Below are 25,942 nucleotides of genomic sequence, written 5' to 3'. Positions count from 1 at the left end.
GGCTATGTCGGACACGGTCGCCCGAGGCGGCCTCTCGCCTTCCGGAACCCGAAAGAGACAATCCGTGACGAAGCCGCTGAAACTGCTCCTGACCCAGCCGAAAGACAGCCCGCGCTACAATCTGCTGAAGAAACATCTGACGACCGACTGGGACATCGTCACCTGGGCGAAGGATGACGGCGAGGAGGCGTTCCGCGAGCGGGTCAAGGATGCCGAGGTCATCGTCGGCGGCGGCGTGCCGGAGCTGCCCAAGGGCATTCCGCTGAAACTGTTCCAGATCCCCTTCACCGGCTACGACTGGATCACGCCGGAAGAGGTCCCGAGCGGGGCCGTCTTCTGCAACACCTTCGAGCACGAGACCACGATCGCCGAGCATGTGCTGGCGGGCATGCTGGAATTCCAGCTCGGCCTGATGCGCGAGACCCATCCGATGATGCAGTCCCAGTCCTACAACGGGCGCGACATCTCCAAGGGCCCGATGCATCGCGAAATGCGCGGCCATACCGTCGGGATCGTCGGCTACGGCCATATCGGCCGCGAGGTCGCGAAGCGCTGCAAGGCCTTCGACATGAAGGTCATGGCACTCTCCCGCACCAAACGGGAAGAGCCGGGCCTGGTCGACTGGTACGGCACTACGGACGAGCTCGACGCGCTGCTGCAGGAAAGCGATTTCGTCGTCGTCACCGCGCCGCTCTCCGAGGAGACGCGCGGCATGATCGACCGCGATGCCTTCAACCGGATGAAGCCCGACGCGGTGATCTGCAATGTCGGCCGCGGCCCGGTTATCGACGAGGCAGCGCTCTACGAGGCGCTTTCGACCAAGCGGATCCGCGGCGGGATCATCGACGTCTGGTACGTCTATCCCTCCAAGAAGGATCCGAACCCCTGGCCGTCCAAGTTCCCGTTCCAGAAGCTCGACAACATCATCATGTCGCCGCACAACTCCGCCTGGAGCAACGAGATGAGCGACCGCCGCTGGGCTTTCGTCGCCGCCAATCTCGACCGCTTCGCGCGCGGCGAGGAGCTGGAGAATTTCTGCTTCGAGGGCACCCGGCAAGGGTGAACCGATCCGGCTTTCCAATCCCGAAAAAGGTTGTCATCCCGGCGCAGGCCGGGACCCAGAGGATCGAAGGGTCTCGCGCGGCCTCCCTGTGTCCCGGCCTGCGCCGGGATGACAGCTGAGGAAAGGCTAATCGCAATTTTCGAGGAGAAAGTTGGGCTCAATCCTCGAAACAAGGTTGCACGCGGGAAGTTTACCGCCTCATTCTTCCTGCGATGTCTATCCGCAGTTGGCTTTACGCACTTGCACTTGGGGTATGCCTGATCTCTGGGACACTATGCGCCCAAGAGAAAGATCTGTCCGCCGGTCCAGGCTCACAGGTAGAAGAGCAGCCCAGCGGAAAAGCTGATGGGCATCAGCCCCCAGCCGAGTCCTCTTCTCTCCCCGTTAGGATCATTCAGAGCGAGGAAGAAGCGGAGCACGAGGCCGCAGGCCTGAGGGCCCAAGAGCGTTCGGCTGCTGCAGCCGAGATATCTGCTGTAGCCACTAACCGGCAGATAGTACCTGCATACCTCCAAGCGTTCTTTGCTCTCATAGGCACCATTGGCCTGCTCTATGCCCTGAAATTAAACCGCGACGCTAACAAGTCCGCGCTCAGAGCCGCCCAGGCTGCTGAAGATGGGTTGGAAACCATGAGGGAGCAAACCAGCGCTAGCCTTGCCCCCAAAGACGTCCAATTCACCTTCAAGAGCAAGCGCCCGCATATGAATCTGAGGATGCTCAACACCAGAAACACCGGCACGCTCGAAACCCGTCACCTTGCTTGGATATATTTTAGCGGTGAAGTCTCGTGTCCGAATGATGAAACCATCAGATCCGCAGAAAACTGTACTCCCGCCTACTACTTCGCCGGCGCCCCGGACGAACAAGGCTGGAAGTTCAACTTCTCCGATAACCTCATCCCAAGCAACAAGTGGGATACTGCCGTTAGGTATACCGTGCATGTTTCTCTGCACGCTATTTTTCGCGATATTTATGGCCGCACTCGCCAGCAGCACTTCGTTTTCAATTGCTCCGGCAAAGCCATCCTGAAGACAGCCTCCACCCCAATTAAAATGCGCCCCGTACACGGGTGGAGCGGCGCATGCCAAGACGAGAAGACAGAGACAGAAAAGGTGTTTAATGCACTGTCGGCGCTCTAGGTGCTTTTGATATCTATTTTCGCGCAGGCCGGGGCCCAGAGGATCGAAGGGTGTCGCGTGGCCTCCCTGGGTCCCGGCCTCCGCCGGGATGACGGTTGAGGGAGGGTTGCACGTATCCGCACCCCCGAACGCAAAACGGCCGGGCACAGGGGCCCGGCCGGATCGCTTCGGCGGAGGCAGGGGTCTCCGCTCAGAATTCGATGGTCATGCCGACGAGCGCGGCAGTGCCTTTGTTCTCGGTGCCGGTCTCGTCCTTGAACTTGCTGTGGAACAGCGTGCCGATCAGGCTGACGCCCGGGCCGACCTCGTAATTCGCCGACAGCATCACCGTGTCGTTCTTGCTCTCGCCCGCGACCGCGACCTGGTCCTCGAACTCGCCCTTGTAATAGGAAAGACTGACGGTCACCGGATCGAGGGCATAGGAGACGCCGATATCGAAGCCCTCGCCGTCGAGTGAGGTCGCCGTATCGGTCCCCTGCGCGCCGTTGCCGTCGGTCTTCGCATAGGACCCGCCGAGGGTGAAGCCGGCATGGCTGACCTCGAAACCGAGGCTGTAGCCCTCGGCGTCGCTGGCGCTGGAGTTCGGCGCGGAGGCGGTCATGAACCCGGCGGCGAGCGCGACCGACGTATCCTCGCCGAAGTCGCGGACATAGTTCACGCCGAGCGCGATGCCGTCGTGATAGATGTCCTCGCCCGGCTGGGCGTTGTTGTCGCGCTCGAATTCCGGCGTGTAGGAGATGCCGAGCTGCAGGTCCATGAAGCGCGGCGTGTAATAGCTGAGCTTCGTCCCCTTGTCCTCGCCGAGGAAGAGGTAGGTGGACTTGAAGGCCGAGTCGGAATCGCCGCCGGTCGGATTGTCGATCCAGTCGTCGATATCGGCGTCGTTGATGCCGAGCCCGACATCCGGCGCCGCGTAATGCATCTGGGCGGCGGCATTGTCCCGCTTGCCGAGTTCCAGACGGCCGAACTTCGCCTCCGTCCAGGCGTAGCTGTCCTTGATCTGCTCGCCATTGTCCGAATTGCCGTTCATGACCACTTCGACGCCGACCTGCAGGCCGGAATCGAGCGTGAGATCGCCGGCGAAGCCGATTTCCGTGTCCGACTTGACGTCGAACCCGGTGGTGTCGGTCGCGGCACCGTTGTCATCATTGTTCGCATAGCCGAAATACTGGGTCATGTACCCTTCGACACCGACAGAAAGCTTTTCCGCGGCTTCCGCCGACGGGACAAGGGCGACGGCGAGCGCGCCCGCAGCGAACAGCACAGAGCTGCGCGTCATAATCGAGTTCACGTGGATATTCCCCCGAGAAAACAGGTGAGAGGCGACCCCCAGGCCGCCGATAAGGAATCCATACATGCAAATGCGAATGATTCGCAAGTGCTGTATATATGAATATATGTTATATTATAACATTTCTGTTTGGCAAGCCGCTTAGCGCGCCGACGAGGACTTTGGTCAGGTCGGCCCTCGGCGAGGCATGGCGCTCAACCACGATGACCCGCCGGGTGACGGCGGGATCGCCGAAGGGCAGGACCCGGATCTGCCCCCGGGCCTCCTCGTCGAGCGCATAGGCGGGCACCACCGCCACACCGAGCGCCCGGGTGACCATCTCGATGATGGGTTCGATCGCGTCGAGTTCCATCGCCTCGTCCACCTGAAACGCCCGGTCGCGCAGGGCGTGCTCGATGATCCGTCCGACGCCGGTCCGCCGGTTGAAGCGGATGAAGGGGTGGCGGGTCAGGAGCTCAGCGTCGCTTGTGCCCGGGAAATCCTTTGGCGCGATCACGCAGAGCGGCTCCTCGAAGATCACATGGCCTCTGAGGTCCGGCGGCAGGCGCTCGGGCGCCGTGAGGATCGCCGCGTCCAGCTCTCCGTGCGTAACCCGTCCGAGCAGGCCGGCCGAGAGCCCGCTCTCGATCCGGACCCGCAAGTCCGGATGGTCCCGGTGCAGGCGGGCCAGCGCCGACGGCAGGATCCCCGTGCTGGCGGTCTGGATCACGCCCAGACGCAGGGTTCCGGCGGTCGCCCCGCCGCCGCGCACGATCCGTTTCAGGTCCTCGTACTTGCGAAGAATCTCGCGGGCTTCCGGCACCAGTGCGAGGCCGCGGTCGTTCAGCACCGGCGGCCGGCGCGAGCGGTCGAACAGATCCGCCCCGAACTCTTGCTCCAGATTGCGCATCTGCATGCTGACCGCCGACTGGGCGAGGCCGAGCCGGTCCGCCGCGGCGGCGAAACTCCCGCGGGCGGCGACTTCGAGAAAGATCTGCAGGCGGCGCAGCGACATCGGTCAACTTCTTCAATTTTTCTGACTTTAAATATCAGAACAATGCACTTGCCTGAAGTTATTCCGGCGCCCAGACTTCACGGAACCGTGAGAGGCGCGTGAGCCTCCGCGCCGGAAACCGAGGAAACGCCCCATGCTGTTCGATCTGTCCGCCGACCAGAAGGATCTCCAGGCCCGCGCCCGCGAATTGGCGGCGGAGGTCATCGCCCCGCGCGCCGCCGAAGCGGACCGCAGCGAGCAATATCCCTGGCACAACGTGAAGGACCTGACCGAGGCCGGCTTCATGGGTATGACGGTGCCGAAGGAATATGGCGGCCCCGGCCGCTCCTATCTCGACACCGTGCTGGTGATCGAGGAGATGGCGGCGGCCTGCGGCGTCACCGGGCGCATCGTCGTCGAGGGCAACATGGGCGCGATCTCCGCGATCATGACCTACGGCTCGGACGCGCAAAAGAAGCTCGGCGCCGAACATGTGCTTTCCGGCGACAAGCTCGCCATCTGCATCACCGAACCGGATGCCGGCAGCGCCGCGACACAGATGACGACGCGGGCCGACAAGCGCGGCGACACCTTCATCCTCAACGGCAAGAAACACTGGATCACCGGCGGCGGCGTCTCACGCCTGCACCTGATCTTCGCCCGCGTCTTCGACGAGGACGGCACCGAGCTCGGCATCGGCGGCTTCCTCGCCGACAAGGACACCTCGGACGGCCTGATCATCGGCACCCGCGAGCCGACCATGGGGCTGCGCGGCATTCCGGAGACCGAGGTGATCTTCCAGGACCTGGAAGTCCCCGCCTCCATGGCGCTGCTGCCGCCGAGCGGCTACAAACGCGGCTTCGCCGACCTGATGAGCGCCTATAACGCCCAGCGCGTCGGCGCCGGGACCGTCGCGATGGGGGTCGCCGCCGGCGCCTACCGGCATGCCCTCGCCTTCGCCGGCGAGCGAGAGCAGTTCGGCCGCCCGATCGCCGAATTCCAGGGCCTGCAATGGATGCTCGCCGACATGTCGGTGCAGCTCGAGGCCGCCCGCTCTCTGATTTACCGCGCCGCCGCCAGCGCGGAAGGCCCGAACGGCCCCTTCCCCGATGTGACGCTCGCCGCGCAGGCCAAGATCATGGCCTCGGAAATGGCGATCAAGGTGACCACCGACGCGCTGCAGGTCTTCGGCGCGCGCGGTTATTCCCGCAACTATCCGATGGAACGGATGCAGCGGGACGCACGCATGTTCACGATCGGCGGAGGTACGGCGCAGATCTTGCGCACCGTGGTCGCCTCCCGCATCCTCGAGCGCAAGCTGCCGCAGACCCGCGAGGGCCATCTGCGGCTGGCCGAAAAGGAAAACGCAAGCCGGATCGCCGCCGAATAAGGACCTCAAGGCCGGGCGGGCCGAAAGACAGGAACAGTTTCATGCGTGTTGCCGACGTGATTGCCCGCCGCCTTTACGAGGCGGGGGTCCGCTATGCCTTTGGCGTGCCGGGGGGCGAGGTACTCACCCTGGTGGATGCGCTCGAGCAGGCCGGGATCCGCTTCCTCTTGGCGAAGCACGAGAACGCGGCGGGCTTCATGGCCGAGGGTGTCTGGCACATGACCGGCGCGCCGGGCGTGCTGGTCTGCACTGTCGGGCCGGGCGCGGCCAATGCGGTCAACGTCACCGCCAATGCCGAGCAGGACCGGGTGCCGCTGATCGTGCTCACCGGCTGCGTCGATGCGGGCGAGGCGGTCACCTACAACCACCAGATCTTCGACCACACACGCGTCTTCGGGCCCGTCACCAAGGCGAGCGTTACGGTGCCGAAGGAGAATGCCGACACGCTGATCGATAAGATGGTGCGCCTCGCGCTGGCAGACCGGCCGGGCCCGGTGCATCTCGACCTGCCGATCGCCGTCGCCGCCGCCGAAGTGCCGGAGGCGAAACCGGTGCGCCGCCCGGCCCCGCTGCCCGCCGCGCCCGCGCCGGGCCCGGAGCTCGAGGCCGCCCGCGCCGCGCTGGCAAAGGCGGAACGCCCGCTGATCGTCGCCGGGCTCGATGTGGTGAACCAGAACGCCTCCGAAACGCTGGCGGCCTTCGCGCGGAATTTCGGGGCACCGGTGATCGCCAGCTACAAGGCGAAGGGCGTTTTGCCGGAGGACGATCCGCTCGCCCTCGGCGGCGCCGGCCTCTCGCCGCTCGCCGACAAACACCTGAAACCGGTGATCGAACAGGCCGACTTCATCCTGCTCGCGGGTTACGATCCGATCGAGATGCGCACCGGCTGGCGCAATCTCTGGGATCCGGAGACGCAGACAGTCGTCGAGCTGCTGGCCGCGCCCGAATATTCCTACATGCACAATGCCTCCATGACCTTCCACGCCCATGTCGGCGAAAGCCTGAAGGCGCTCGGAGACGGCGTGGAACCGCGCGCGACCTGGCCGGGAAGCCTGATCGCCGAGACCCGCTCGGCGCTGGCCGGGGCCTTCGGCCAGAACGAGGCCTGGGGCCCGGCGGCGATCACCACGACGGTGCGCGCCAATACCCCGCGCGATGCCGTGCTCACCATCGACAGCGGCGCCCACCGCATTCTCGCCAGCCAGGTCTGGGAGGCGCAGGTACCGCACGCGGTGCTGCAATCGACCGGCCTCTGCACCATGGGCTGCGCCCTGCCGCTCGCCACCGGCGCCGCACTCGCCGCGCCCGGCCGTGCGGTCGTCGCCTTCACCGGCGACGGAGGGCTGGAGATGGTGCTGGGCGAACTGGTGACGCTGCGGGACCTGAAGCTGCCGGTCATCGTCGTCGTCTTCGTCGACGCCTCGCTCGCCCTGATCGAGAAGAAGCAGCGCGAAATGCGCTACGGCAATGCGGGGGTCGACATGGCGGAGACCGACTTCGTCGCCATCTCCGAGGCGCTTGGCGGACGCGGGGTCTGGTGCGAGGACCGGGAGACGCTGGCGGAAGCGGTGAAGGCCGGCCTCGAAGCAGATACGTTCACGCTCTGTGCCTGCCGCATCGACCGGCAGAGCTACGACGGTCGGATCTAGCCTCTGCCGCCAAATCACAAAGAAACCGGTCGTCATCCCGATGAAAATCGGGATCCACGGTCGATCCGGCGGGCAGAGAGTGGATCCCGACTTCCGTCGGGATGACGGTGAAGGTGCGATGGCAGGCCGAGCCCTCTCCCGATTCTGGACGTCATCCCGGCCGCAGAGCCGGGACCTTGTCGAACATCGGATCGATCCTGCCGGAAGTCCGGGATCAAGCCTGGGATGGCGGTTGGATTGAGCAACCAACGAGAACTTCGGACGCGACCATAGGGCGCGTTTATATCATATTTTGCATCTTAAAAGGTCTTCCAGCTTTCGCTATCAATAGTTTGGTAGATTTTTCGCGAGAGCACCCATGTCATTCAAACGATGCCCCAAATGCCAAAAAGAGATTTTCGTCGGCGATAAAGACACATTCATCACGTGCAAGTATTGCGAGACATATTTGACCATCTCTGACGGTGTTCTCTCAGTCCCACCGGACGAAGACGGACCTTTGAAGACAGAGGAATTGGAAGCGATCAAGCGGGCAAGATCAAAAAACGACTGGTCAGATGTCCCTCTCACCACAATTCGTAAGGCCTCAGAAAATATCATCCTGACTACGTCACCTTTCGTAGCCGGTGCCGAAATCGAAAAAGAAATTGAGATCGTGACCGCCGAATGCGTGTTTGGCATGAACGTATTCAAGGATTTTTTTAATGTAGCACGCGATTTTTTCGGCGGACGCAGCCGTACAACCCAACAAACGCTACGCGATGCTCGAAAAGTTGCATTGACGGAACTTCGTCGCGAAGCTTTGCAAGTAGGCGCTCATGCTGTGATAGCGATTGATCTGGATTATCAGGAGATTTCCGGCGGCGCTGGGAAATCCGGCATGATCATGATCGTTGCATCGGGGACCGCTGTTCAGCTCCAACCACGTATGAACGCCTAGTTTCCCCTCACCCGCATTTCGAATAGCCGCAGGAGGTGCAGAGATCGCACCCTTCCTGCTTCATCAGCGAGACCGAGGCGCAGCTCGGGCACTGGTTCGGGATCGGGCCGCCGGCGCGCGGGCCGTCATTGATCGCGATTGCCTTCTTCTTGTCGCCGAAATCCATCTCCAGCGTATCCGGATCCTTCAGGAAGCCGATATCGTGCAGATGCTGCTCGATCACGCCGCCGATGGCCGCGAGCAGGGAAGGCACGTATTTGCCGCCCATCCAGCAGCCGCCGCGCGGGTCGAACACCGCCTTCAACTCCTCGACCACGAAGGAGACGTCGCCGCCGCGCCGGAACACCGCGCTGACCATGCGGGTCAGCGCCACGGTCCAGGCGTAATGCTCCATGTTCTTGGAATTGATGAAGACCTCGAACGGACGGCGGCGGCCGGCCTGGATGACGTCGTTGATGGTGATGTAGATCGCGTGGTCGCTCTCCGGCCACTTGATCTTGTAGGTCTTGCCCGGCAGTTCCTCCGGCCGGTCCAGCGGCTCGGACATGTAAACCACGTGCGGATCGAGCGCCGGGTCCGTCTTCGCAACGGCGGCAGGAGCGGACTCGTTCGTGTTCGCCGGCGCCTTCGCGTCGGTTTTCTTCTTGTCGTCGGAGACGCTCAGCACCGAGCCGGTGATCTCGTTCGGACGGTAGGTCGTGCAGCCCTTGCAGCCCTGCTCGTAGGCCGAGAGATAGACGTCCTTGAAATCCTCGAAGGAGATGTCGACCGGCACGTTGATGGTCTTGGAGATCGAGCTGTCGATATATTTCTGCACCGCCGCCTGCATGGCGACATGGTCCTTCGGCTCCAGCGTCTGGGCGTTGACGAAGGCGTCGGTCAGCTCCGCGTCCTCACCCTTGATGTGCTTGTAGAGCCGGTAGGCATAATCCGAGACCTCCTCGGTCTTGCGGCTGCCGTCGGGCATCAGGACCGTGCGGTCGTAGGAGAAGCTGAAGACCGGCTCGAGGCCCGAGGAGACATTGTCGGCGACGAGCGAAATGGTGCCGGTCGGCGCGATCGAGGTCAGCAGCGCATTGCGGATGCCGTGCTCACGGATCGCGTCCTGCACGTCCGGGTCCAGCTCCTTCACCGATTCGCTCTCGAGATACTTTTCCTTGTCGAAGAGCGGGAACGGTCCCTTCTCCTTCGCCAGATCCACCGAGGCGAGATAGGCATGACGGCGCAGCGCGGCCATCCATTTCTCCGTCGCCGCCACTGCTTCCGGCGAGCCGTAGCGCAGCCCGCAGAAGATCAGCGCGTCGGCAAGGCCGGTGACGCCGAGGCCGATGCGGCGCTTGGTCTCCGCTTCGTGCTTCTGCTCCGGCAGCGGGAATTTCGAGGCATCGACCACATTGTCCATCATGCGGACGGCAAGCGGCACCACCCGTGCGAGCTCCTCCAGATCCAGCTCCGCGTTCTCCTCGAACGGGTTCTTCACGAAGCGCGCGAGGTTGATGGAGCCGAGCAGGCAGGCGCCGTAGGGCGGCAGCGGCTGCTCGCCGCACGGATTGGTCGCGGCGATGGTCTCGCAGTAATAGAGGTTGTTCCGCTTGTTGATGCGGTCGATGAAGATCACGCCCGGCTCTGCATAAGCATAGGTCGCGGCCATGATCTTGTCCCAGAGCTCGCGCGCCTGAATGGTCTTGTAGACCGTGCCGTCGAAGACGAGATCCCAGGGCTCGTCCTCCTTCACCGCCTGCATGAAGGGATCGGTCGCGAGGACCGAGAGATTGAACATCCGCAGCCGTGCCGGATCGCGCTTCGCCTCGATGAAGGCCTCGACGTCCGGATGGTCGCAGCGCAGGGTCGCCATCATCGCGCCGCGGCGCGAGCCCGCGCTCATGATCGTGCGGCACATCGCGTCCCAGACATCCATGAAGGAGAGCGGGCCGGAAGCGTCCGCGCCAACGCCGTGCACCCGCGCGCCGCGCGGCCGGATTGTGGAGAAATCGTAGCCGATGCCGCCGCCCTGCTGCATGGTCAGGGCCGCTTCCTTCAGTGCCTCGAAGATCCCGGCCATGTCGTCCGGGATCGTTCCCATGACGAAACAGTTGAAGAGGGTGACCTGGCGCCCGGTACCGGCACCGGCGAAGATGCGGCCGGCCGGAAGGTAGCGGAAATCCTCCAGCGCGGAATAGAACTTCTCCGCCCAGGCTTCGGAATCGCTCTCGACCACGGCGAGGGAGCGCGCGACACGCTGCCAGCTCTCCTCGATGGTGCGGTCGACCGGCTCGCCGTCGGGCTTCTTCAAGCGGTATTTCATGTCCCAGATCTGCTGGGAAATCGGCGCAATGGACGTCATTCCGGGCGTGTCCGTCTCGTTTCTTGAAACACTATATCTTGTGAACCATCACAGGGGACGCACAACATATATGCATCCAACTTGAAAGTCTATCACCTGATACGCCGTCATGCGACTCCGCAAGCGACTCGGGGAAATCTAGCCCGGCATCATCGACCGCGCCGTTACCCGGAGCCAGGCGGCCTGGTATTTCACGAACTCCGAGAACATCAGCAGCCGCGAGTCGGGCGAGGTCCACCAATCGTCGAGGCCCGGCGGTGCCGGACGGACCGGGTGCTGACGGATCTCGACCCCCGGCATCGCCGCGTGGAACTCCATGGCCGAGCGCGCCATGTGATAGGTCGAGGTGACGAGGATCATCGAGCGGTACCCCCCCGCCTTCATCCAGGCGGCCGCCTCCTCCGCATTGCCGATCGTGTCATGCGCGCCGTAGCCGAGCGCGATGCAGCAGGCCATCGTCTGCGGATCGACCGTCAGCCCGCTTTCCGCCATCGCCGCGCGGAAGGCCGGCGGACCGACGATATCGTTCACGCCGGTCACCAGCAGCGCGCGGGCGCGGCCGTGGAGCAGCAGCGAGACCGCGACCGGCACCCGCCGGCTGCCGCCTGTCAGCACCACGATGGCGTCCGCCTCGGGGCTCGCATCCGGAGCTTCCACGGGCATCGCCGCCAGAAACCAGAGAAACCCGCCGAGCCAGAGCAGCAGCACCGCCAGCGCGCCGATGGCCGCCCGCAACAGCCAGGTCCGCGCGGACAGGGTCAGGGTTCCCCGCCGCCCCTCCTGCGGTTGTGCGGTCACGGATTCAGCCTCCTGAGCGCCCCCATGACAGAGAAGCGGGCGGCGATCCAGGCAACGAAGGCGACCAGAAGCGGCGCCGCGACGATGAAGACCCAATCGAGGAGATCGTCCGGCAGGCCGCCGATCGCGGTCCCGAGCAGACCGGGGCTGCGCGCCGCGTCCGGGTCGAGGAGCGCCGCCATCGCGGCCAGCGTCCCGACCGCGAGCAGACCGCCGACGATGCCGCCGCGCAGGGCCATCTTCAGCACATGGGCCTGGAATTCCGACGCGATGTAGCCGTCGCGGGCGCCGATCAGATGCAGGATGGAGATCACCTCGCGATGGATCGAGACCGAGGTCCTGACCGCGAAGACGACCGCGATCACCGACGCGCTCATGACCAGCGCGAGCACCGTCAGCCCCATTGCCTCCACCGCCCGTGTTAGTTTGGCGACATGCCCCATCCAGCGGCTGTGCGCATCGACCGAGACGCCCGGGTAAAGCTCCGCAAGCCGGCTCTCGAAAGACGTGAGTTCGGTCGTTGGCTCATGCTCGAAATGCAGATCGAACAGGCGCGGCAGCGGCAGGTCGCGGACCAGATCGGCGCCGAGCCACGGAGCCAGAAGATGCGCGCTTTCCGAAGGGTCCACGCGTTGCAGCCGCACCAGCCCCGGCAGGGCGCGCATCATGCGGATCGCCTGCTCCATCTCCAGCGTATCGTCGACCCCGGGTTCGGCCGCCGGAAGCTGCACCGTAACGACGCTGCCGAGGGCGAAATCCCAGCGCGCGGCGAGCCGGTGCGAGGTCACGGCGCCGACCGTGGCGAGCACCGCGAAATAGCACATGATGCCGAGCAGCCACGGCAGGTAGCGGGCCGACGGATCCTGGTTCAGCGGAATGTCGCCGCGGGTGATCAGCGCCATCGCCTCACCCTCCGCGCCGTCGCTCGGCGCGACTGTCGCCGCTGCCGCCGACCGGGCGCGGCGGCGGACGCCGGACGCCGGGTCCGCGCACCAGTGCGACCCGTCCTTCCTCGACTTTGATGCAGGGATGGGAAAAGCGCTCGACCAGGGCCCGGTTGTGGGTCGCGATCAGCACCGTGGTGCCCATCTTGTGCAACTCCTCGAAGAGATAGAGCAGGCGCACGGCGACCCCGTCATCGACATTGCCGGTCGGCTCGTCGGCAAGCAGCAACTGCGGCCGGCCGATCACCGCGCGGGCGATCGCCACGCGCTGCTGCTGTCCGCCGGAGAGCGTGTGCGGCAAGGCATCGAGATGGCCGGAGAGCCCGACCCATTCGAGGAGCTCGGGAACATATTCGCGAATCGCCGATTCGCGGGCGCCGGCGATGCGGAGCGGCAGGGCGACATTGTCGAGCGCGCTCAGATGCGGGATCAGCCGGAAGTCCTGGAAGACGATGCCGATCCGCCGGCGCAGCGCCGGAATGCCCTCGCGGGAGATCGAGGCGGCACTCTCGCCGAACAGCGTGAGCCGCCCGCGCGACGGCTTGAGCCCAAGATACATGAGCTTGAGAAGACTGGATTTTCCGGCTCCGCTCGCCCCGGTGATGAACTGGAAGGTGCCTTCCTCGACGTCGAAATTCACGTCGCGCAGGATGGCCGGACTCCCGGGATAGCGGAGTTCCACATTTTCGAACTGGATCACGGCGCGGCGCGCCTCCCTCTCCCGGTTCCCGGATGCCGTCACCACATCCGGTTTCGCTCCGGCCCATGATTTCAGATCGGGGCCGTCATGGAAAGGTGCGCGGAGGCAGCAGGTAGGCGACGCGAACGGCTTTGTCATATACTGTTGCCGCTCGGTCTCGGATTTCGGAAAGCCATGAAAGTCAACTGCCCCAAATGCTCCCAGCACTTCAGCGTGCCGGACAAGGCGATCGGCCCCAAGGGCCGGAAGCTCCGGTGCAGCAAGTGCGGCCATCATTGGCACCAGATGCTCGAGGAGGAGGCGCCGAAAAAGAAAAAGGCGGCACCCAAGAAGGCAGCGAAGGAGCCGGCTGCGGCGGAGGTTGAGGAAGATCCGCCGGAAGAAGAGGAGGTCGTCCCCTTCGCCCGCTTCGGCAGCGGCGAGGCCGACCCGGACGCACCGCCGGCCTTCGAGGAAGACGACGGGGAGGAACATGAGGGCGTATTCAGCGCTCCCCCGATCCCGCGCGGGCGGATGCCGCTCTCCGGCAAGCCTAAACGCAAGCGCAAGGGCCTCATGGCAGCTGCAGCCGCAGTGGTTCTCCTCGCTGGGCTCGGCACGCTGTTCGGCGCCCGCGCGGCCCTGGTCGGCACATGGCCGCCGATCGACCGGCTCTATCAGTCGGTCGGGCTCGGCGTTCCGGTGATCGGCGAGGGTCTCGTGATCCAGAATGTCGCCGCCTGGCGGAAGGCGGAGGACTCCATCGAACTGCTGCTTGTGAAGGGCGAGATCCGCAATCCGACCGAGCAGCTGCAGACCGTGCCGACGCTTGCCGGAAAGCTGACCGGCCGGCAAGGCGATATCATGCAGGAATGGCTCTTCCAGGCGGAGAACCAGGTCATCCTGCCGGGCGAGAAAACGACGTTCCAATATGAGCTTCCGCAGCCCGGAGCCGATGCGGCCGACGTCACCGTCACCTTTTCCGAACGCGCGCTCGGCGGCGGGCTCGGCTACTGATCAGAACCGCTTCAGCAGCCGCTCGATGTAATCCAGCTCCAGCGTCGGCCGGGACCGGTCGCCGGAGCGTTCGCGCAATTCGTCGAAGATCCGGCGCGCGCGCTGGATATCGCTTTCCGCCGGGATCTCGACATCGCTGTTGTCGTTGAAGCCATAGCCGGTGCGCCGGCGGTTCAGCGGATCGCCGTCATCGTAATCGACATCGTCGCTCTCGCTCGCCTGCGCGTTCGGGTTTTCCTGTCCCTCGCCGTTGGCCATCTCCTGCAGCGCCTCGTTCAGGGCGTCCGCCCCCTGACGCATCTGGCTCAAGGCATCGCCCTGCGGACCGACTGCCTGGCCGGGCGCATTCTCGCCGAGCGCCTCGGTCGCATCGCGCATGGACTGTTCGGCCTGCCCGAAGCCTTCCGGAATCTGCCCCAGCCCCTCGCCGACCTTGCGCATGAATTCGCCGAGCTGCTTGCGCAGACGCTCCTGCATCTCGGCCAGTTCGGCGGCCAGTTCCTCGGCTGTCATCTCGCCCTCACCGCCGCCCGGTGACTGGCCCGGCATCGGCTGCTGGCCGCGCTGCCCTGGCCGCTGACCCGGTTGCTGGCCCGGCCGTTGACCGCGCTGCGCCTGCTCTCCCGGCCGCTGGCCGCGCTGACGCTGGCCTTCCTGAAAGGTCCGGTCCATCAGGTCGCGCTGCTGCTGGGACAGCTCGTTCAGCTGCCGCATCATTTCCTGCAGCGCCTGCTGCTGCGGCGACATCTGCTGTTGCTGCTGCATGCCCATGCGCAGATTCTCCATCATCTGCTGGAGCTGCGAGAGCATCTGCCGCGCCGCGTCGCGGGCGCCGGTTTTCGCCATGTCGCGCATCTGATCGAGCATCTTCATCAGATCCTCGCGCCGGAGCATCTGGTTCGGGTCGACCTGCTGGCGTTCCATCTGGTCGCCGCGCTGTGCCTGCTTCATCATCTGCTCGGCCATCGCCTGCAGATATTTGTCGATCGCCTGGCGCATCTCTTCCATCAGGCGCTCGATCTCCTCGTCGCTCGCATCTCCCGCAAGTGCTTCCTGCAGCTTACGCTCGATCTCGCGGAGATCGCGCAACGCGGTGGAGACGTCCCCGTCCTCGATGCGCAGCGCGACGTCCCAGAGCAGCTTCTGCAAAGCCGCGATTCCCTCCGCGTCGGGCGCGTTGAAATAAAGCCGGCTGGCGGCGGATTTCAGGCCGAGAAAGACGACTGTGTCGTGGAAATAGTGGTGCGGCCGCGCGGCGAGGGTCAGAAGGATTTCGGAAATGTCGATCCGCTCCTCCGGCTCCGTCACCAGACGCTTGCGCTGCTCGATCACCGCACGGGCGACCGGGTGGGTGAAGACCCGCTCCGGCAGCGGCATGTCGACCGGATCGCTGACGCCCTTCTGGCCGATATCATCCTCGGCCTCGAGCGTGATCCGGACCTGATGGCCGGCCCAGGGATGCGGCGTCAGATCGCTGAAGCTGCGGCCCGAGATATCCTTGCGGTCGCCGGCGACGGCCGGCATCGCAATCTCGATCGGAGCCTCGTCCGTCACCGCGCCATCGACCAGACGGTGAATGCGGGCGCGGACCCTGGCCACACCGTAATCGTCCCCCGCCTCGTAGCGCAGAACGAGAGCCTGCCGCTCGGATGCGGACGGTGCCTCGGGAAAGGACACTGTCGGAGCGAGATCCGGAAGCACGTTGATCTGCCAGGAGGCGAGCGGCTCCCCGTCCTGGATCACGGCGAGCCGGGTCCCGCGCGAGATCGGCGCCTCGATCTGATGGCTTTCAGGTGCGATCGTTTCGAAGGCGATCCGCTCGGACCGGCCTTCGGAAGTCCCGTCCGCGCTCTTGTCCGCGGCACCAGCCTCCCCCCCGTCCTCGATCACCAGGACCGGGGTTTCCTCGCCGCCATTGACGGTCGCAAGGAAGCGGCTGCCGACCGGGATCGCAACGGTTTCGGGTTCCGTCTCCTGGACGGCCCCGGCTTTCTCGGCAACCGGCCGGGTCAACAGGATCGGCGGCTTTCCGGTATAGTCGGGCGGGCTGATCCAGACATCGGCCAGAGACACAGGCGCGCCGCCGCTCCCGCTCAGGTCGGGCAGCATTGCGGCACGCAGACGCTCACCCGGATTCTGCCAGCCCGCGACCAGCCCGACGATAAGCAGCAGGCCGACCACAGTGCGCAGGCCGACCGGATCGGCTTCGGCGGCCTGCGGCACGGGGCTGCCGACCCGGACCCGGGCCCGAACATCGCCGAGCCGCTTCAGATGGGCCTGCCAGAGCGCCGCTTCCGTGCGGCCGCCGCCGGCGACATGGTCGCTCAGGGCGGAAAGCGGCCGGTGCCGGAGCCCGGACCAGCTCTCGAGCCTGCGCAGGATGTGGTCCTCGTCCGGCCAGCTGAAATCCTGAATGCTCTTTCTCAGCGCGACCAGAAACACCGCCAGCGCAAGGATCAGGAGCGCCGCATGCAGGATCCCGTCCGTCGCTTCGGCGATGGACTGGGGAACTTCGAGCAGCGCGAAGGCGAGGAACAGCCCGATCAGGGCGAGCGGCCATCTGAAGGCCGGGAAGAACCGTTCCCAAGCCAAAACGATACCGGTCACCCAAAGCTTGGGGCGGTAGGGAAGAAACGTCCGGGCACCGTCATGCATGCAAAGACCCATCCCCGGCGCTTCGCCGTGTCGTGAGGGACGGATCCCGACCGCCTCCCCCGCTGGCGTGACCACCCGCGGCGGCACGGGAACCTGTCGATCCTTGATCTTCCCCCGGAGCGGCCGGGAGGGTCAAGGTATTCAGGTACGAAAATGGGTCAGGAGAGCCCCTCTTCAAGGGCCAGCATTTCGTCGAAACTCTGCCGGCGGCGCACCACCCGGAAGCTGTCGCCTTCGACCAGAACTTCGGGGCAAAGCGGACGCGAATTGTAGTTCGAGCTCATGACCGCCCCATAGGCACCGGCCGATTTCAGGACAACCAGAGACCCCTCGGCAACCGCGCCGAACTTCCGGCCGCGTGCCAGATAATCGCCGCTCTCGCAGATCGGGCCGACAATGTCGACAAGCCCTGCCTCTTCGCCTGCCGGACTTTCCTCCACGGTGACAATCTCGTGATGCGCCTCGTAGAGGGTCGGGCGGATGAGATCGTTCATCGCCCCGTCGACGATCACGAACCGGCGTTCCGCACCGTGCTTCACGAACAGCACGCGGGTCAGGAAGTAACCTTCGTTGCCCACCAGATAGCGGCCCGGCTCGATCGAGAGGCGGCAATCGAGGTCGGCGACCGTGTCCTTCACGATCTCCGCGTAGTCGGCAATGTCCGGCGGCGTGCTGCCGTCATAGGACACGCCGATGCCGCCGCCGAGATCAAGATGGTCGACGACATGTCCCGCCTGGCGCAGAGAGAGCGTCGCGCCGCGCAGCCGCTCGTAGGCCGCGCGGTACGGCGCGACGTCCATCAGCTGCGAGCCGATATGGACCGACATGCTTCTGAGAGAGACGTTCTTCAGCGTTGCCGCCAGCTCGAACATCTCCGTCGCCCGGGCGATATCGATGCCGAACTTGTTCTCCTTGCGCCCCGTCGTGATCTTGGCGTGGGTCTTGGCGTCGACATCCGGATTGACCCGGATCGCCGCCGGCGCCACCACGCCCTTCGAGGCCGCGACCTCGTTCAGCAGACGCAGCTCGGGTTCGGACTCGACGTTGAACTGGTGGATTCCGGAGTCGATCGCGAAGGCCATCTCCTCCGCCGTTTTCCCGACGCCCGCGAAGACCACCTTCGAGCCCGGAACGCCCGCCCGCAGGCTGCGCGCAAGCTCGCCGCCGGAGACCACGTCCATCCCCGCCCCAAGACCGGCGAACAGCTTGATCACCGCGAGGTTGGAGTTGGCCTTGATGGCGTAATAGATCGAGACCGGCAGCCCTTCGAGGGCGGCTTCGAGCGCACGGTAGCGCGCGGTCATTCCGCTCGCGGAATAGACATAGACCGGCGTGCCGACCTCTTCGGCGATGCGCGCGAACGGGACCCGTTCGACATGCAGCGCGCCGTCCTGATAGGAGACTTGCTCACTCATTTGACTGGAACCCTGGTGTCTTATTGCGTCGGGTAGGTGCGCGGGAAATCGGAGGACGAGCCCTGCGGCGGTTTGAGATTGCCCTTCTTGCCGCACGCCGCCTGGCTCAAGGCGAGGCCGGCGAGCAGCAGAACAAGCAGTCCAAACCGTGTCATCCGTTTCAGCATCGCACTTCTCCCGTTCGGCTCCTCAGGCGAGGAACCGCTCCCGCGCCTTCGCGACCTGGTCGCGCACATTCGCCGGCGCGGTGCCGCCGTAGCTGGTCCGGCTGGAGACCGAGGCCTCGACCGTCAGCACGTCGAACACGCCTGCATTGATCTTCGGTTCGACCGCCTGCATGTCGGCGAGGCTCAGCTCCTCGATCCCGCAGTCCTTGTCCTCGGCCAGCTTCACGATGGTGCCGGTGACGTGGTGGGCGCGGCGGAACGGCATGCCGATCGCCCGCACCAGCCAGTCGGCAAGGTCCGTCGCCGTCGGGAAACCGTCCTTCAGCGAGGCGCGCATTTCTTCCGGATTGGCCTTCATGTCGCGGATCATGCCGGCCGTCGCGGCGATACAGAGACCGAGGGAATCGACCGCGTCGAAGACCGGCTCCTTGTCCTCCTGCATGTCCTTGCCGTAGGCGAGCGGCAGGCCCTTCATGACGATCAGCAGCGCGTTCATGTCGCCGATGATCCGGCCGGCCTTGGCGCGAACCAGCTCGGCCGCATCCGGATTGCGCTTCTGCGGCATGATCGAGCTGCCGGTGGTGAAGGCGTCGGAGAGGGTGATGTAGTTGAACTGGGCGCTGGTCCAGATCACGATTTCCTCGGCGAGGCGCGAGAAGTGGGTCGCACAGATCGACATCGCGGAGAGGAACTCGAGCGCGAAGTCGCGGTCGGAGACGGCATCGAGCGAGTTTGCCGACGGCCGGTCGAACCCGAGCGACACGGCGGTCTTGTGCCGGTCGATCGGGAAGGAGGTGCCGGCCAGCGCGGCGGCGCCGAGCGGGCATTCGTTCATCCGTGCGCGGCAATCCCGGAAGCGGCCGAGATCGCGGCCGAACATCTCGACATAGGCCAGCAGATGGTGTCCGAAGGTCACCGGCTGCGCGGTCTGCAGATGGGTGAAGCCGGGCATCACGACATCGGCGTTCCTGTCCGCCTGCTCGATCAGCGCCTTGATGAGCTGGGTCAGGCTCTCGTCGACGGAGTCGAGTGCGCCGCGGACCCAGAGCTTGAAATCGGTCGCCACCTGGTCGTTGCGGGACCGCGCGGTGTGCAGACGGCCCGCCGCGTCGCCGATCAGCTCGGAGAGGCGGGATTCCACGTTCATGTGGATATCTTCCAGCGAACGCGAGAATTTGAAGTCGCCGTTGCGGATCTCGGAGTCGATTTGCTCTAGACCCAGGCGGATCGCCTTACCATCTTCTGCGCTAAGCACGCCCTGGGCGACCAGCATCTCGGCATGGGCGATGGAGCCCTGGATGTCCTGGGCCGAAAGGCGGCGGTCGAAACCGATGGAGGCGTTGATCTCCTCCATGATCGCAGCCGGGCCGGACGCGAAGCGGCCGCCCCAGATCGTGCTGGCGCCTTCGTGCTGGGGGTCGTTATGCCGTTTACTCATGGAGGGAAGTGCCCCGTGTCTTGGATTGCATCAGTGACGGTCAGGAAGATCGCGCTTGCCGCTATGCTCGCCGCCGTGCTCGCGTCACAGGCCGGATTGGCCGGAGCCGAGCCGCCGCAACAGGGCGACATGGTCAAGTTCGTACCCAGCGCCGAAGACCGCCCAGCGCCGGACATCCCCTTCATAAGCGCCGCGGGCCAACCCATCAAGCTGGACTCTTATCGCGGGAAGACGGTTCTGGTGAATTTCTGGGCCACCTGGTGCCCGCCCTGTGTCAAGGAACTGCCCTCGCTTGAGCGGCTCAACGCAGAAATAGGCGGTCCCGATTTCGAAGTCGTCCTGATCTCGATCGACCGCGGCGGCGCCCGGATCTACGAGCCGTTCCTCGAGAAACTCGGCATCGTCAATCTGCGCTCCGCCGCGGACAGCAAGGCAGACCTGTTGCGCGCCTTCAAGGCCCCCGGATTGCCGACGACCTACCTCATCGGGCCGGACGGATCCATTCGGGGACGGCTGGTGGGCGATGCGGAATGGGATTCCGCAGCCGCGAAAGATCTGATTAAGTATTACGCCTCAAGCTCATAGTCGGTATAGTCGGGAACATCCGACGCCTTTTGCACCGAGACCGGACAACGATGCCGCACCTCACCCGCCCGACCCTGTTCCTCTTCATGTTGGTTCAGGCTGCGGTGCTGGCGGGAAACAGCGCGATCGGAACCCGGCCGGCCACCGCGCAGCAGAAGATGATCTTCTTCCAGATCGCGACCGGCGGCGTCGACGGCACCTATTATCCGCTCGGCGCGGAGATCGCGAATGCGATTTCCCGCCCTCCCGGCTCCCCGCCCTGTGCAGAGGACGCCGTCTGCGGGGTCGAGAACCTGGTGGCCGCAGCGCAAAGTTCCAGTGGTTCGGTGGATAATGTGACCGCGGTCGAAAACGGCCGGGTGACCTCCGCCTTCGCGCAGGCCGACATTGTCTTCGCAGCTTACAACGGGACCGGCCCGTTCAAAGGCCAGCCGCCGATGAAGAACCTGAGGGCCCTCGCCCATCTCTATCCGGAAGTGCTGCACGTGCTGGTGCGGCGCGACGCCAAGATCGCGTCCGTGAAGGGCATGATCGGCAAGCGCGTCTCGATCGACGAGCCGGGATCGGGGCTGCTGGTGATGGCGCGGAATATTTTCGACGCCTATGGCATCGACGAAAACCAGATGATCGCGTCCTATCTCAAATCGGGACCGGCGGTGGATCTGCTGGTGAAAAACGAGTTAGACGCCCTGTTCCAGATTTCCGGCATGCCGAGCGAACTGGTCGCGAGCACTGCCGAAGACCATGATGTCGACGTTCTGACACTCGACGGACCGGCTGTCGACAAGCTGCTCGACACGCACCGGTTCCTCACCCGCTACACGATCCCCGACGGAACCTATCCGGGAGTCGGCGAAGTCGCGACACTGTCCGTCGGCAGCCAATGGATCGTCCCGGAGACGCTCCCTGAGCAGCTCGTCTACGACATTTGCCGCGCACTCTGGAAGGAGAACACGCTAAAGGCGCTCGCCGCAGGCCATCCCCAAGGCCGGAACGTCAAGCTGAACTCCGCGCTCGACGGGATCGCCATCCCGTTGCACAGCGGGGCAGAGCGCTGTTATCGCGATCTCGGACTCCTGCGCTAGGCGCATCTGATCCGAGAAACCGGCGGCAATGTACTGTCTTTGCCGGCTGCCAGACCCCCGACAACAGCGCTGCTGACCTCTCTCTGTCAGTGCACCGAGAACGTCTGGGCTTCTTGGATGGCGCGCCCCTTGATTCTTTTTCTTGTGTAGAGATCGAGACTATCGAAGCGCTGCCGCGCGAAGATCCTGTCGATCACATTGCCGGTGTGGACGGCAGTGCTGAGAGCGAGGGCCACCTGGCTCTCTCTCCCTTCGATATCTGCAACGGATATCTGGAGTAGGCGTAAAGCCTGCTCGGCAACCGAGTCGGTCATTGGACATATCCTTCCTTCTAAAGGACTTTTCGACCCGCCTTTTTGGCAGGTTCACAAGAATTATCTAAAATTATATCGAAATGCAAGGAAATTACTGCCTACCCGGCAAATATTTCCCGGCGACAGGCGGAAAGTCAGCGCGTCGGTACCGGTTCGTCGCCGGAATAATCGTAAAAACCGCGGCCGGTCTTGCGGCCGAGCCAGCCCGCCTCGACATATTTAACCAGCAGCGGACACGGACGGTACTTGCTGTCCGCAAGACCGTCATAGAGCACATGCATGACCGCAAGGCAGGTATCGAGGCCGATGAAGTCGGCGAGCTGCAGCGGCCCCATCGGATGATTGGCGCCGAGCCGGAGCGCGGTGTCGATGGAGTGCACCGAACCGACCCCCTCGTAGAGCGTGTAGATCGCCTCGTTGATCATCGGCAGCAGGATCCGGTTCACGATGAAGGCCGGGAAATCCTCGGCGACCGACACCGTCTTGCCGAGCGCTTCGGCGAGTGCGCGGACGGTCTCGAAGGTGTCCTGCTCCGTCGCGATGCCGCGGATGAGCTCGACCAGCTGCATGGCCGGCACCGGGTTCATGAAATGCATGCCCATGAACCGACCCGGCCGGTCCGTCACCGCGGCGAGGCGGGTGATCGAGATCGAGGACGTGTTGGTCGCGATGATCGCGTCCTTGGAAAGATGCGGAACCAGGGTCTTCAGGATTTCGCGCTTGATCGACTCGTCCTCGGTCGCCGCCTCGACGACAATGTCGCAGGCGCCGAAAATTCCGTAGTCGGTACCGGTGGAAATCCGCTTCATCGCGGCATCGACATCGCTATCGGCGATCTTGCCGCGGGCGACCTGACGGCGCATCTCCCGGTCGATCTTTTCGACCGCCTCGGAGAGCCGTGTTTCTTCGATATCGAGCAGGCGGACGTCAATCCCGGCAAGCGCGCTCACATGGGCAATGCCGCTTCCCATTTGCCCGGCTCCGATCACGCCGATAGTGCGCACGTCCATATCCGCTCCCCCCGTTTCATCGGGGCATCGGCCGGGCAGCCGGCCGGTGCCGGGACGCATGGGACGCCCGGCACCGGTTTGCTGTCAAGTGTTTGCGGCCGTTAGTCGTCCAGCGCCTTGCTGAGTTCCGGCACCGCCTCGAAAAGATCGGCGACGAGGCCGTAATCGGCGACCTGAAAGATCGGCGCTTCCTCGTCCTTGTTGATCGCGACGATGACCTTGCTGTCCTTCATCCCGGCGAGATGCTGGATCGCACCGGAAATGCCGACGGCGACATAGAGCTCCGGAGCCACGACCTTGCCGGTCTGGCCGACCTGGTAGTCGTTCGGCACGAAGCCCGCATCGACGGCGGCGCGGGACGCACCGACGGCGGCACCGAGCTTGTCCGCGACTTCTTCCAGCATCTTGAAGTTGTCGCCGTTCTGCATGCCGCGGCCGCCGGAGATGACGATCTTGGCGGAGGTCAGTTCCGGGCGCTCGGAGCTGCTGAGCTCGGCCCCGACATAGGAGGTCAGGCCCGCATCGCCCTTGGCGTCTGCCGCTTCGACGGCGGCCGAACCGCCCTCGGCGGCGGCGGCGTCGAACGCGGTGGTGCGGACGGTGATGACCTTCACCGCGTCGGAGGATTTCACGGTCGCCATGGCGTTGCCGGCATAGATCGGACGCACGAAGGTGTCCGCGTCGACGACGGCGGAGATCTCGGAGATCTGCTGCACGTCGAGCAGCGCGGCCACGCGCGGCATCACGTTCTTGCCGTAGCTGGTCGCCGGGGCGAGGACGTGGCTGTAGCCGGACGCAAGCGCCACGACCAGCGGAGCGACATTCTCGGCAAGGCCGTTGGCATATTCCGCGGCATCCGCGTGCAGAACCTTGGCGACGCCCGCGATCTTCGCGGCGGCCTCGGCGGCGGCGGCGGATCCGCTGCCGCCCACCAGCACGGCGACGTCGCCACCGATCTGGCTCGCGGCGGTCACGGCGTTCAGGGTAGCCGGGGCGATTTCCGAATTATCGTGTTCGGCAACGACGAGAACGCTCATCAGATCACCTTTGCTTCATTGCGAAGTTTGGACACCAGCTCGGCGACGTCGGCGACCTTCACGCCCGCTTCGCGCTTGGCCGGTTCCTCGACCTTCAGGGTTTCGAGGCGCGGCGCCGGATCGACACCGAGGTCGGCCGGCGACATCTGGTCGATCGGCTTCTTCTTCGCCTTCATGATGTTCGGCAGCGAGGCGTAGCGCGGCTCGTTCAGGCGCAGGTCCGTGGTGACGATCGCCGGAAGCTTTACCGTGATGGTCTCGAGGCCGCCGTCGATCTCGCGGGTCACCTTGGCTTCGCCGGAGCCCATTTCGATCTTGGAGGCGAAGGTGGCCTGGCCCCAGCCGAGCAGCGCGGCCAGCATCTGGCCGGTCTGGTTGGCATCGTCGTCGATCGCCTGCTTGCCGAGGATGACCAGCTGCGGCTGCTCCTTCTCGACCACGGCCTTCAGCATCTTGGCGACCGCGAGCGGCTCCAAATCGCCGTCATGCAGCACGTGGATGCCGCGGTCGGCGCCCATGGCGAGGGCGGTGCGGATGGTTTCCTGGCACTGCTGGACGCCGAGCGAGACAGCGATCACTTCGCTCGCCGTGCCGGCTTCCTTGAGACGGATCGCCTCTTCGACGGAGATTTCGTCGAAGGGGTTCATGGACATCTTGACGTTGGCGAGTTCGACTCCGGTCTGGTCCGCCTTCACGCGAACCTTGACGTTGTAGTCGATGACCCTTTTGACGGGTACGAGAACCTTCATGGCGACCCCGAAAGAGATTTGAGTTTCATATGCGGTAGCTGGTCATAGGCGATGCGTTTTTCGCCTGTCAAGCTAACCCCGCCGCCTTCTTACCTCAAAGCGACATCGGGGAAAGCCGTCTTGTTTCAGCGGTTTTTGCCCGGAACCCAGAGAACGTCGGCCGCGCCGTCATCATTGATGTGCCGAGCGAGCACGAACAGATGATCGGAAAGACGGTTGGCGAACTTGATGGCATTGGCCCCGACCGGCTCCTGCTCGGCCAGCGCGGTCATCGCCCGCTCCGCCCGGCGGATCACGGTCCGCGCCAGATGAAGATAGGCCGCGGCGGGCTTTCCGCCGGGCAGAATAAAGGAATCCAGAGGCTTCAGCGTCTCGTTCATGGCGTCGATCTCACGCTCAAGGCGCTCGACCTGGGCCGCGCCGACCCGCAGAGGCTCCCATTTCGGATTTTCCTGCTCCGGCGTCGCCAGATCGGCCCCGAGATCGAACAGATCGTTCTGGATGCGGGCCAACATCTCGTCGATGTCGCCGGCGCCGGTCGTGTGCAGCCGGGCAAGGCCGATCACGCTGTTCGCCTCGTCCACGGACCCGTAGGCTTCCGGGCGCAGCGAATGCTTCTTGACCCGGCTCCCGTCGCCGAGCGACGTCTCTCCGGCATCCCCGCCGCGGGTATAGATCCTGGTCAGCCGGACCATCTGAACGCCTCCGAAACTATTTGCGCCGGACGCCGGACGCTACCGCGACAAGGCCAGGGCGATCATGAAGAGCACGACCGCAAGGAATTGAAATAACACGCGATATCGCATGAAACGATTTGAGCGCCTTGGTCCGTCGGGACCGCCGCGCGCCATGGACACGAGACCGCCGAAGAGGGTGCCGAGCACCAGCAGCAGAGCGATGGCCATGAGGATGATGACGAAAACTGACATGCCGCCGATATAGAACGCCGTGGCGGCGAAGACCAGTGGGAAGCGTGACGGGCGTCAATCCGCCACATCGCCAAGGACGAAACGATTTGACAAAAATGCGCCTTAATTTCCGGCCAAAATTTACCCCGCGTTAACAAATCGGACCGAAAACGAAACAGATTCGACTGATTGTAACTTATTTATCAGTTGATTCTGACTTTTTATCCGAAATAGACTTCCGGATGCCCCCTAAGATTTGGTATGCGGGGCCCCTGAACCGCAAATTGTAGTAGGATTCGTGATCCCAAATGCCTGACGATTCAGTCCTCGCCTATACCGCCCAAAACCGGAA

The 25,942-nt window shown here is 64.4% G+C and carries 25 protein-coding genes; 9 read left to right on the top strand and 16 right to left on the bottom strand.

The features are described from left to right. The first annotated feature begins 64 nt into the window (after positions 1-64). From IG122_RS16390 to IG122_RS16385, 3 genes are all read left to right on the top strand, one after another. Complete coding sequence (locus IG122_RS16390) at positions 65-1,063, top strand: 2-hydroxyacid dehydrogenase (RefSeq protein ID WP_193185781.1); 999 nt, start codon at positions 65-67, stop codon at positions 1,061-1,063. A gap of 108 nt (positions 1,064-1,171) precedes the next feature. Next, entirely contained in the window at positions 1,172-1,324 is a 153-nt protein-coding gene (locus tag IG122_RS24555) for a DUF6471 domain-containing protein (RefSeq protein ID WP_226893600.1), read from the top strand. Further along, positions 1,276-2,202, top strand: a complete 927-nt coding sequence (locus tag IG122_RS16385) for a hypothetical protein (RefSeq protein ID WP_193185778.1) — start codon at positions 1,276-1,278, stop codon at positions 2,200-2,202. The genes IG122_RS24555 and IG122_RS16385 overlap by 49 nt, the downstream gene beginning before the upstream one ends. A 190-nt stretch (positions 2,203-2,392) precedes the next feature. Here IG122_RS16385 and IG122_RS16380 read toward each other — a convergent pair whose 3' ends face one another. Both IG122_RS16380 and IG122_RS16375 read right to left on the bottom strand, forming a co-directional pair. Further along, positions 2,393-3,493, bottom strand: a complete 1,101-nt coding sequence (locus IG122_RS16380) for a porin (protein WP_319024907.1) — start codon at positions 3,491-3,493, stop codon at positions 2,393-2,395. A gap of 109 nt (positions 3,494-3,602) precedes the next feature. Next, positions 3,603-4,487: a LysR substrate-binding domain-containing protein gene (locus IG122_RS16375; RefSeq protein ID WP_193185771.1), complete on the bottom strand. Its 885-nt coding sequence runs from the start codon at positions 4,485-4,487 to the stop codon at positions 3,603-3,605. 133 nt (positions 4,488-4,620) lie between these two features. Here IG122_RS16375 and acdA point away from each other — a divergent pair, with 133 nt between their 5' ends. The 3 genes from acdA to IG122_RS16360 all read left to right on the top strand — a co-directional run bounded on the left by acdA (position 4,621) and on the right by IG122_RS16360 (position 8,445). Beyond that, positions 4,621-5,856 (top strand): 3-sulfinopropanoyl-CoA desulfinase, encoded by a 1,236-nt coding sequence (gene acdA, locus IG122_RS16370; RefSeq protein ID WP_193185766.1) that lies wholly within the window; start codon positions 4,621-4,623, stop codon positions 5,854-5,856. Positions 5,857-5,897: 41 nt separating this feature from the next. Further along, positions 5,898-7,505: a thiamine pyrophosphate-binding protein gene (locus tag IG122_RS16365; RefSeq protein ID WP_193185763.1), complete on the top strand. Its 1,608-nt coding sequence runs from the start codon at positions 5,898-5,900 to the stop codon at positions 7,503-7,505. Between the two features lie 358 nt (positions 7,506-7,863). Further along, positions 7,864-8,445 carry a YbjQ family protein gene (locus tag IG122_RS16360; protein ID WP_193185760.1) on the top strand — a complete coding sequence of 194 codons (582 nt, stop codon included), beginning with the start codon at positions 7,864-7,866 and terminating at the stop codon, positions 8,443-8,445. A gap of 7 nt (positions 8,446-8,452) precedes the next feature. Here IG122_RS16360 and IG122_RS16355 read toward each other — a convergent pair whose 3' ends face one another. The 4 genes from IG122_RS16355 to ftsE form a co-directional block, all read right to left on the bottom strand. After that, on the bottom strand, positions 8,453-10,789 hold the full coding sequence (locus IG122_RS16355; protein ID WP_193185757.1) for an adenosylcobalamin-dependent ribonucleoside-diphosphate reductase: 2,337 nt from the start codon (positions 10,787-10,789) through the stop codon (positions 8,453-8,455). 138 nt (positions 10,790-10,927) lie between these two features. Then, positions 10,928-11,587: a YdcF family protein gene (locus tag IG122_RS16350; protein ID WP_319024906.1), complete on the bottom strand. Its 660-nt coding sequence runs from the start codon at positions 11,585-11,587 to the stop codon at positions 10,928-10,930. Beyond that, entirely contained in the window at positions 11,584-12,489 is a 906-nt protein-coding gene (locus IG122_RS16345; protein WP_193185754.1) for a cell division protein FtsX, read from the bottom strand. The genes IG122_RS16350 and IG122_RS16345 overlap by 4 nt, the downstream gene beginning before the upstream one ends. A 4-nt stretch (positions 12,490-12,493) precedes the next feature. Further along, entirely contained in the window at positions 12,494-13,231 is a 738-nt protein-coding gene (ftsE, locus tag IG122_RS16340; RefSeq protein ID WP_319024905.1) for a cell division ATP-binding protein FtsE, read from the bottom strand. A gap of 174 nt (positions 13,232-13,405) precedes the next feature. Here ftsE and IG122_RS16335 point away from each other — a divergent pair, with 174 nt between their 5' ends. Continuing rightward, positions 13,406-14,227 carry a zinc-ribbon domain-containing protein gene (locus IG122_RS16335; RefSeq protein ID WP_193186252.1) on the top strand — a complete coding sequence of 274 codons (822 nt, stop codon included), beginning with the start codon at positions 13,406-13,408 and terminating at the stop codon, positions 14,225-14,227. Here IG122_RS16335 and IG122_RS16330 read toward each other — a convergent pair whose 3' ends face one another. The 4 genes from IG122_RS16330 to argH all read right to left on the bottom strand — a co-directional run bounded on the left by IG122_RS16330 (position 14,228) and on the right by argH (position 19,902). Then, positions 14,228-16,882, bottom strand: coding sequence for a TIGR02302 family protein (locus tag IG122_RS16330; RefSeq protein ID WP_193185747.1), 2,655 nt, complete (start codon positions 16,880-16,882; stop codon positions 14,228-14,230). It lies immediately after the preceding gene. Between the two features lie 158 nt (positions 16,883-17,040). Continuing rightward, the gene (lysA, locus tag IG122_RS16325) at positions 17,041-18,297 is read right to left on the bottom strand and encodes a diaminopimelate decarboxylase (RefSeq protein WP_193185742.1); all 1,257 of its coding nucleotides are present in this window, start codon (positions 18,295-18,297) and stop codon (positions 17,041-17,043) included. A gap of 20 nt (positions 18,298-18,317) precedes the next feature. Beyond that, the gene (locus tag IG122_RS16320) at positions 18,318-18,464 is read right to left on the bottom strand and encodes a hypothetical protein (RefSeq protein WP_193185739.1); all 147 of its coding nucleotides are present in this window, start codon (positions 18,462-18,464) and stop codon (positions 18,318-18,320) included. Between the two features lie 22 nt (positions 18,465-18,486). Further along, entirely contained in the window at positions 18,487-19,902 is a 1,416-nt protein-coding gene (gene argH / locus IG122_RS16315; RefSeq protein WP_193185736.1) for an argininosuccinate lyase, read from the bottom strand. A gap of 33 nt (positions 19,903-19,935) precedes the next feature. Here argH and IG122_RS16310 point away from each other — a divergent pair, with 33 nt between their 5' ends. Continuing rightward, entirely contained in the window at positions 19,936-20,487 is a 552-nt protein-coding gene (locus tag IG122_RS16310) for a TlpA family protein disulfide reductase (RefSeq protein WP_193185733.1), read from the top strand. Positions 20,488-20,537: 50 nt separating this feature from the next. Beyond that, complete coding sequence (locus tag IG122_RS16305) at positions 20,538-21,572, top strand: TAXI family TRAP transporter solute-binding subunit (protein ID WP_193185730.1); 1,035 nt, start codon at positions 20,538-20,540, stop codon at positions 21,570-21,572. Between the two features lie 86 nt (positions 21,573-21,658). Here the strand turns inward: IG122_RS16305 and IG122_RS16300 are convergent, their stop codons facing one another. The 6 genes from IG122_RS16300 to IG122_RS16275 form a co-directional block, all read right to left on the bottom strand. Continuing rightward, entirely contained in the window at positions 21,659-21,886 is a 228-nt protein-coding gene (locus IG122_RS16300; protein ID WP_193185725.1) for a hypothetical protein, read from the bottom strand. A 134-nt stretch (positions 21,887-22,020) separates the two neighbouring features. Beyond that, positions 22,021-22,896: a 3-hydroxybutyryl-CoA dehydrogenase gene (locus tag IG122_RS16295; protein ID WP_193185722.1), complete on the bottom strand. Its 876-nt coding sequence runs from the start codon at positions 22,894-22,896 to the stop codon at positions 22,021-22,023. A gap of 101 nt (positions 22,897-22,997) precedes the next feature. After that, on the bottom strand, positions 22,998-23,933 hold the full coding sequence (locus tag IG122_RS16290) for an electron transfer flavoprotein subunit alpha/FixB family protein (protein ID WP_193185719.1): 936 nt from the start codon (positions 23,931-23,933) through the stop codon (positions 22,998-23,000). Then, complete coding sequence (locus tag IG122_RS16285; protein WP_193185716.1) at positions 23,933-24,682, bottom strand: electron transfer flavoprotein subunit beta/FixA family protein; 750 nt, start codon at positions 24,680-24,682, stop codon at positions 23,933-23,935. The genes IG122_RS16290 and IG122_RS16285 overlap by 1 nt, the downstream gene beginning before the upstream one ends. A 125-nt stretch (positions 24,683-24,807) precedes the next feature. Continuing rightward, positions 24,808-25,377: a cob(I)yrinic acid a,c-diamide adenosyltransferase gene (locus IG122_RS16280; RefSeq protein WP_193185713.1), complete on the bottom strand. Its 570-nt coding sequence runs from the start codon at positions 25,375-25,377 to the stop codon at positions 24,808-24,810. Positions 25,378-25,416: 39 nt separating this feature from the next. Then, positions 25,417-25,611: a twin transmembrane helix small protein gene (locus IG122_RS16275; RefSeq protein WP_193185710.1), complete on the bottom strand. Its 195-nt coding sequence runs from the start codon at positions 25,609-25,611 to the stop codon at positions 25,417-25,419. Positions 25,612-25,942: the final 331 nt, after the last annotated feature.

It is taken from the genome of Nisaea sediminum (genome assembly GCF_014904705.1).
GTDB lineage: Bacteria > Pseudomonadota > Alphaproteobacteria > Thalassobaculales > Thalassobaculaceae > Nisaea > Nisaea sediminum.
Note: the sequence above shows the minus strand (reverse complement) of the source record. Positions and strands in the feature narration are given on the sequence as shown.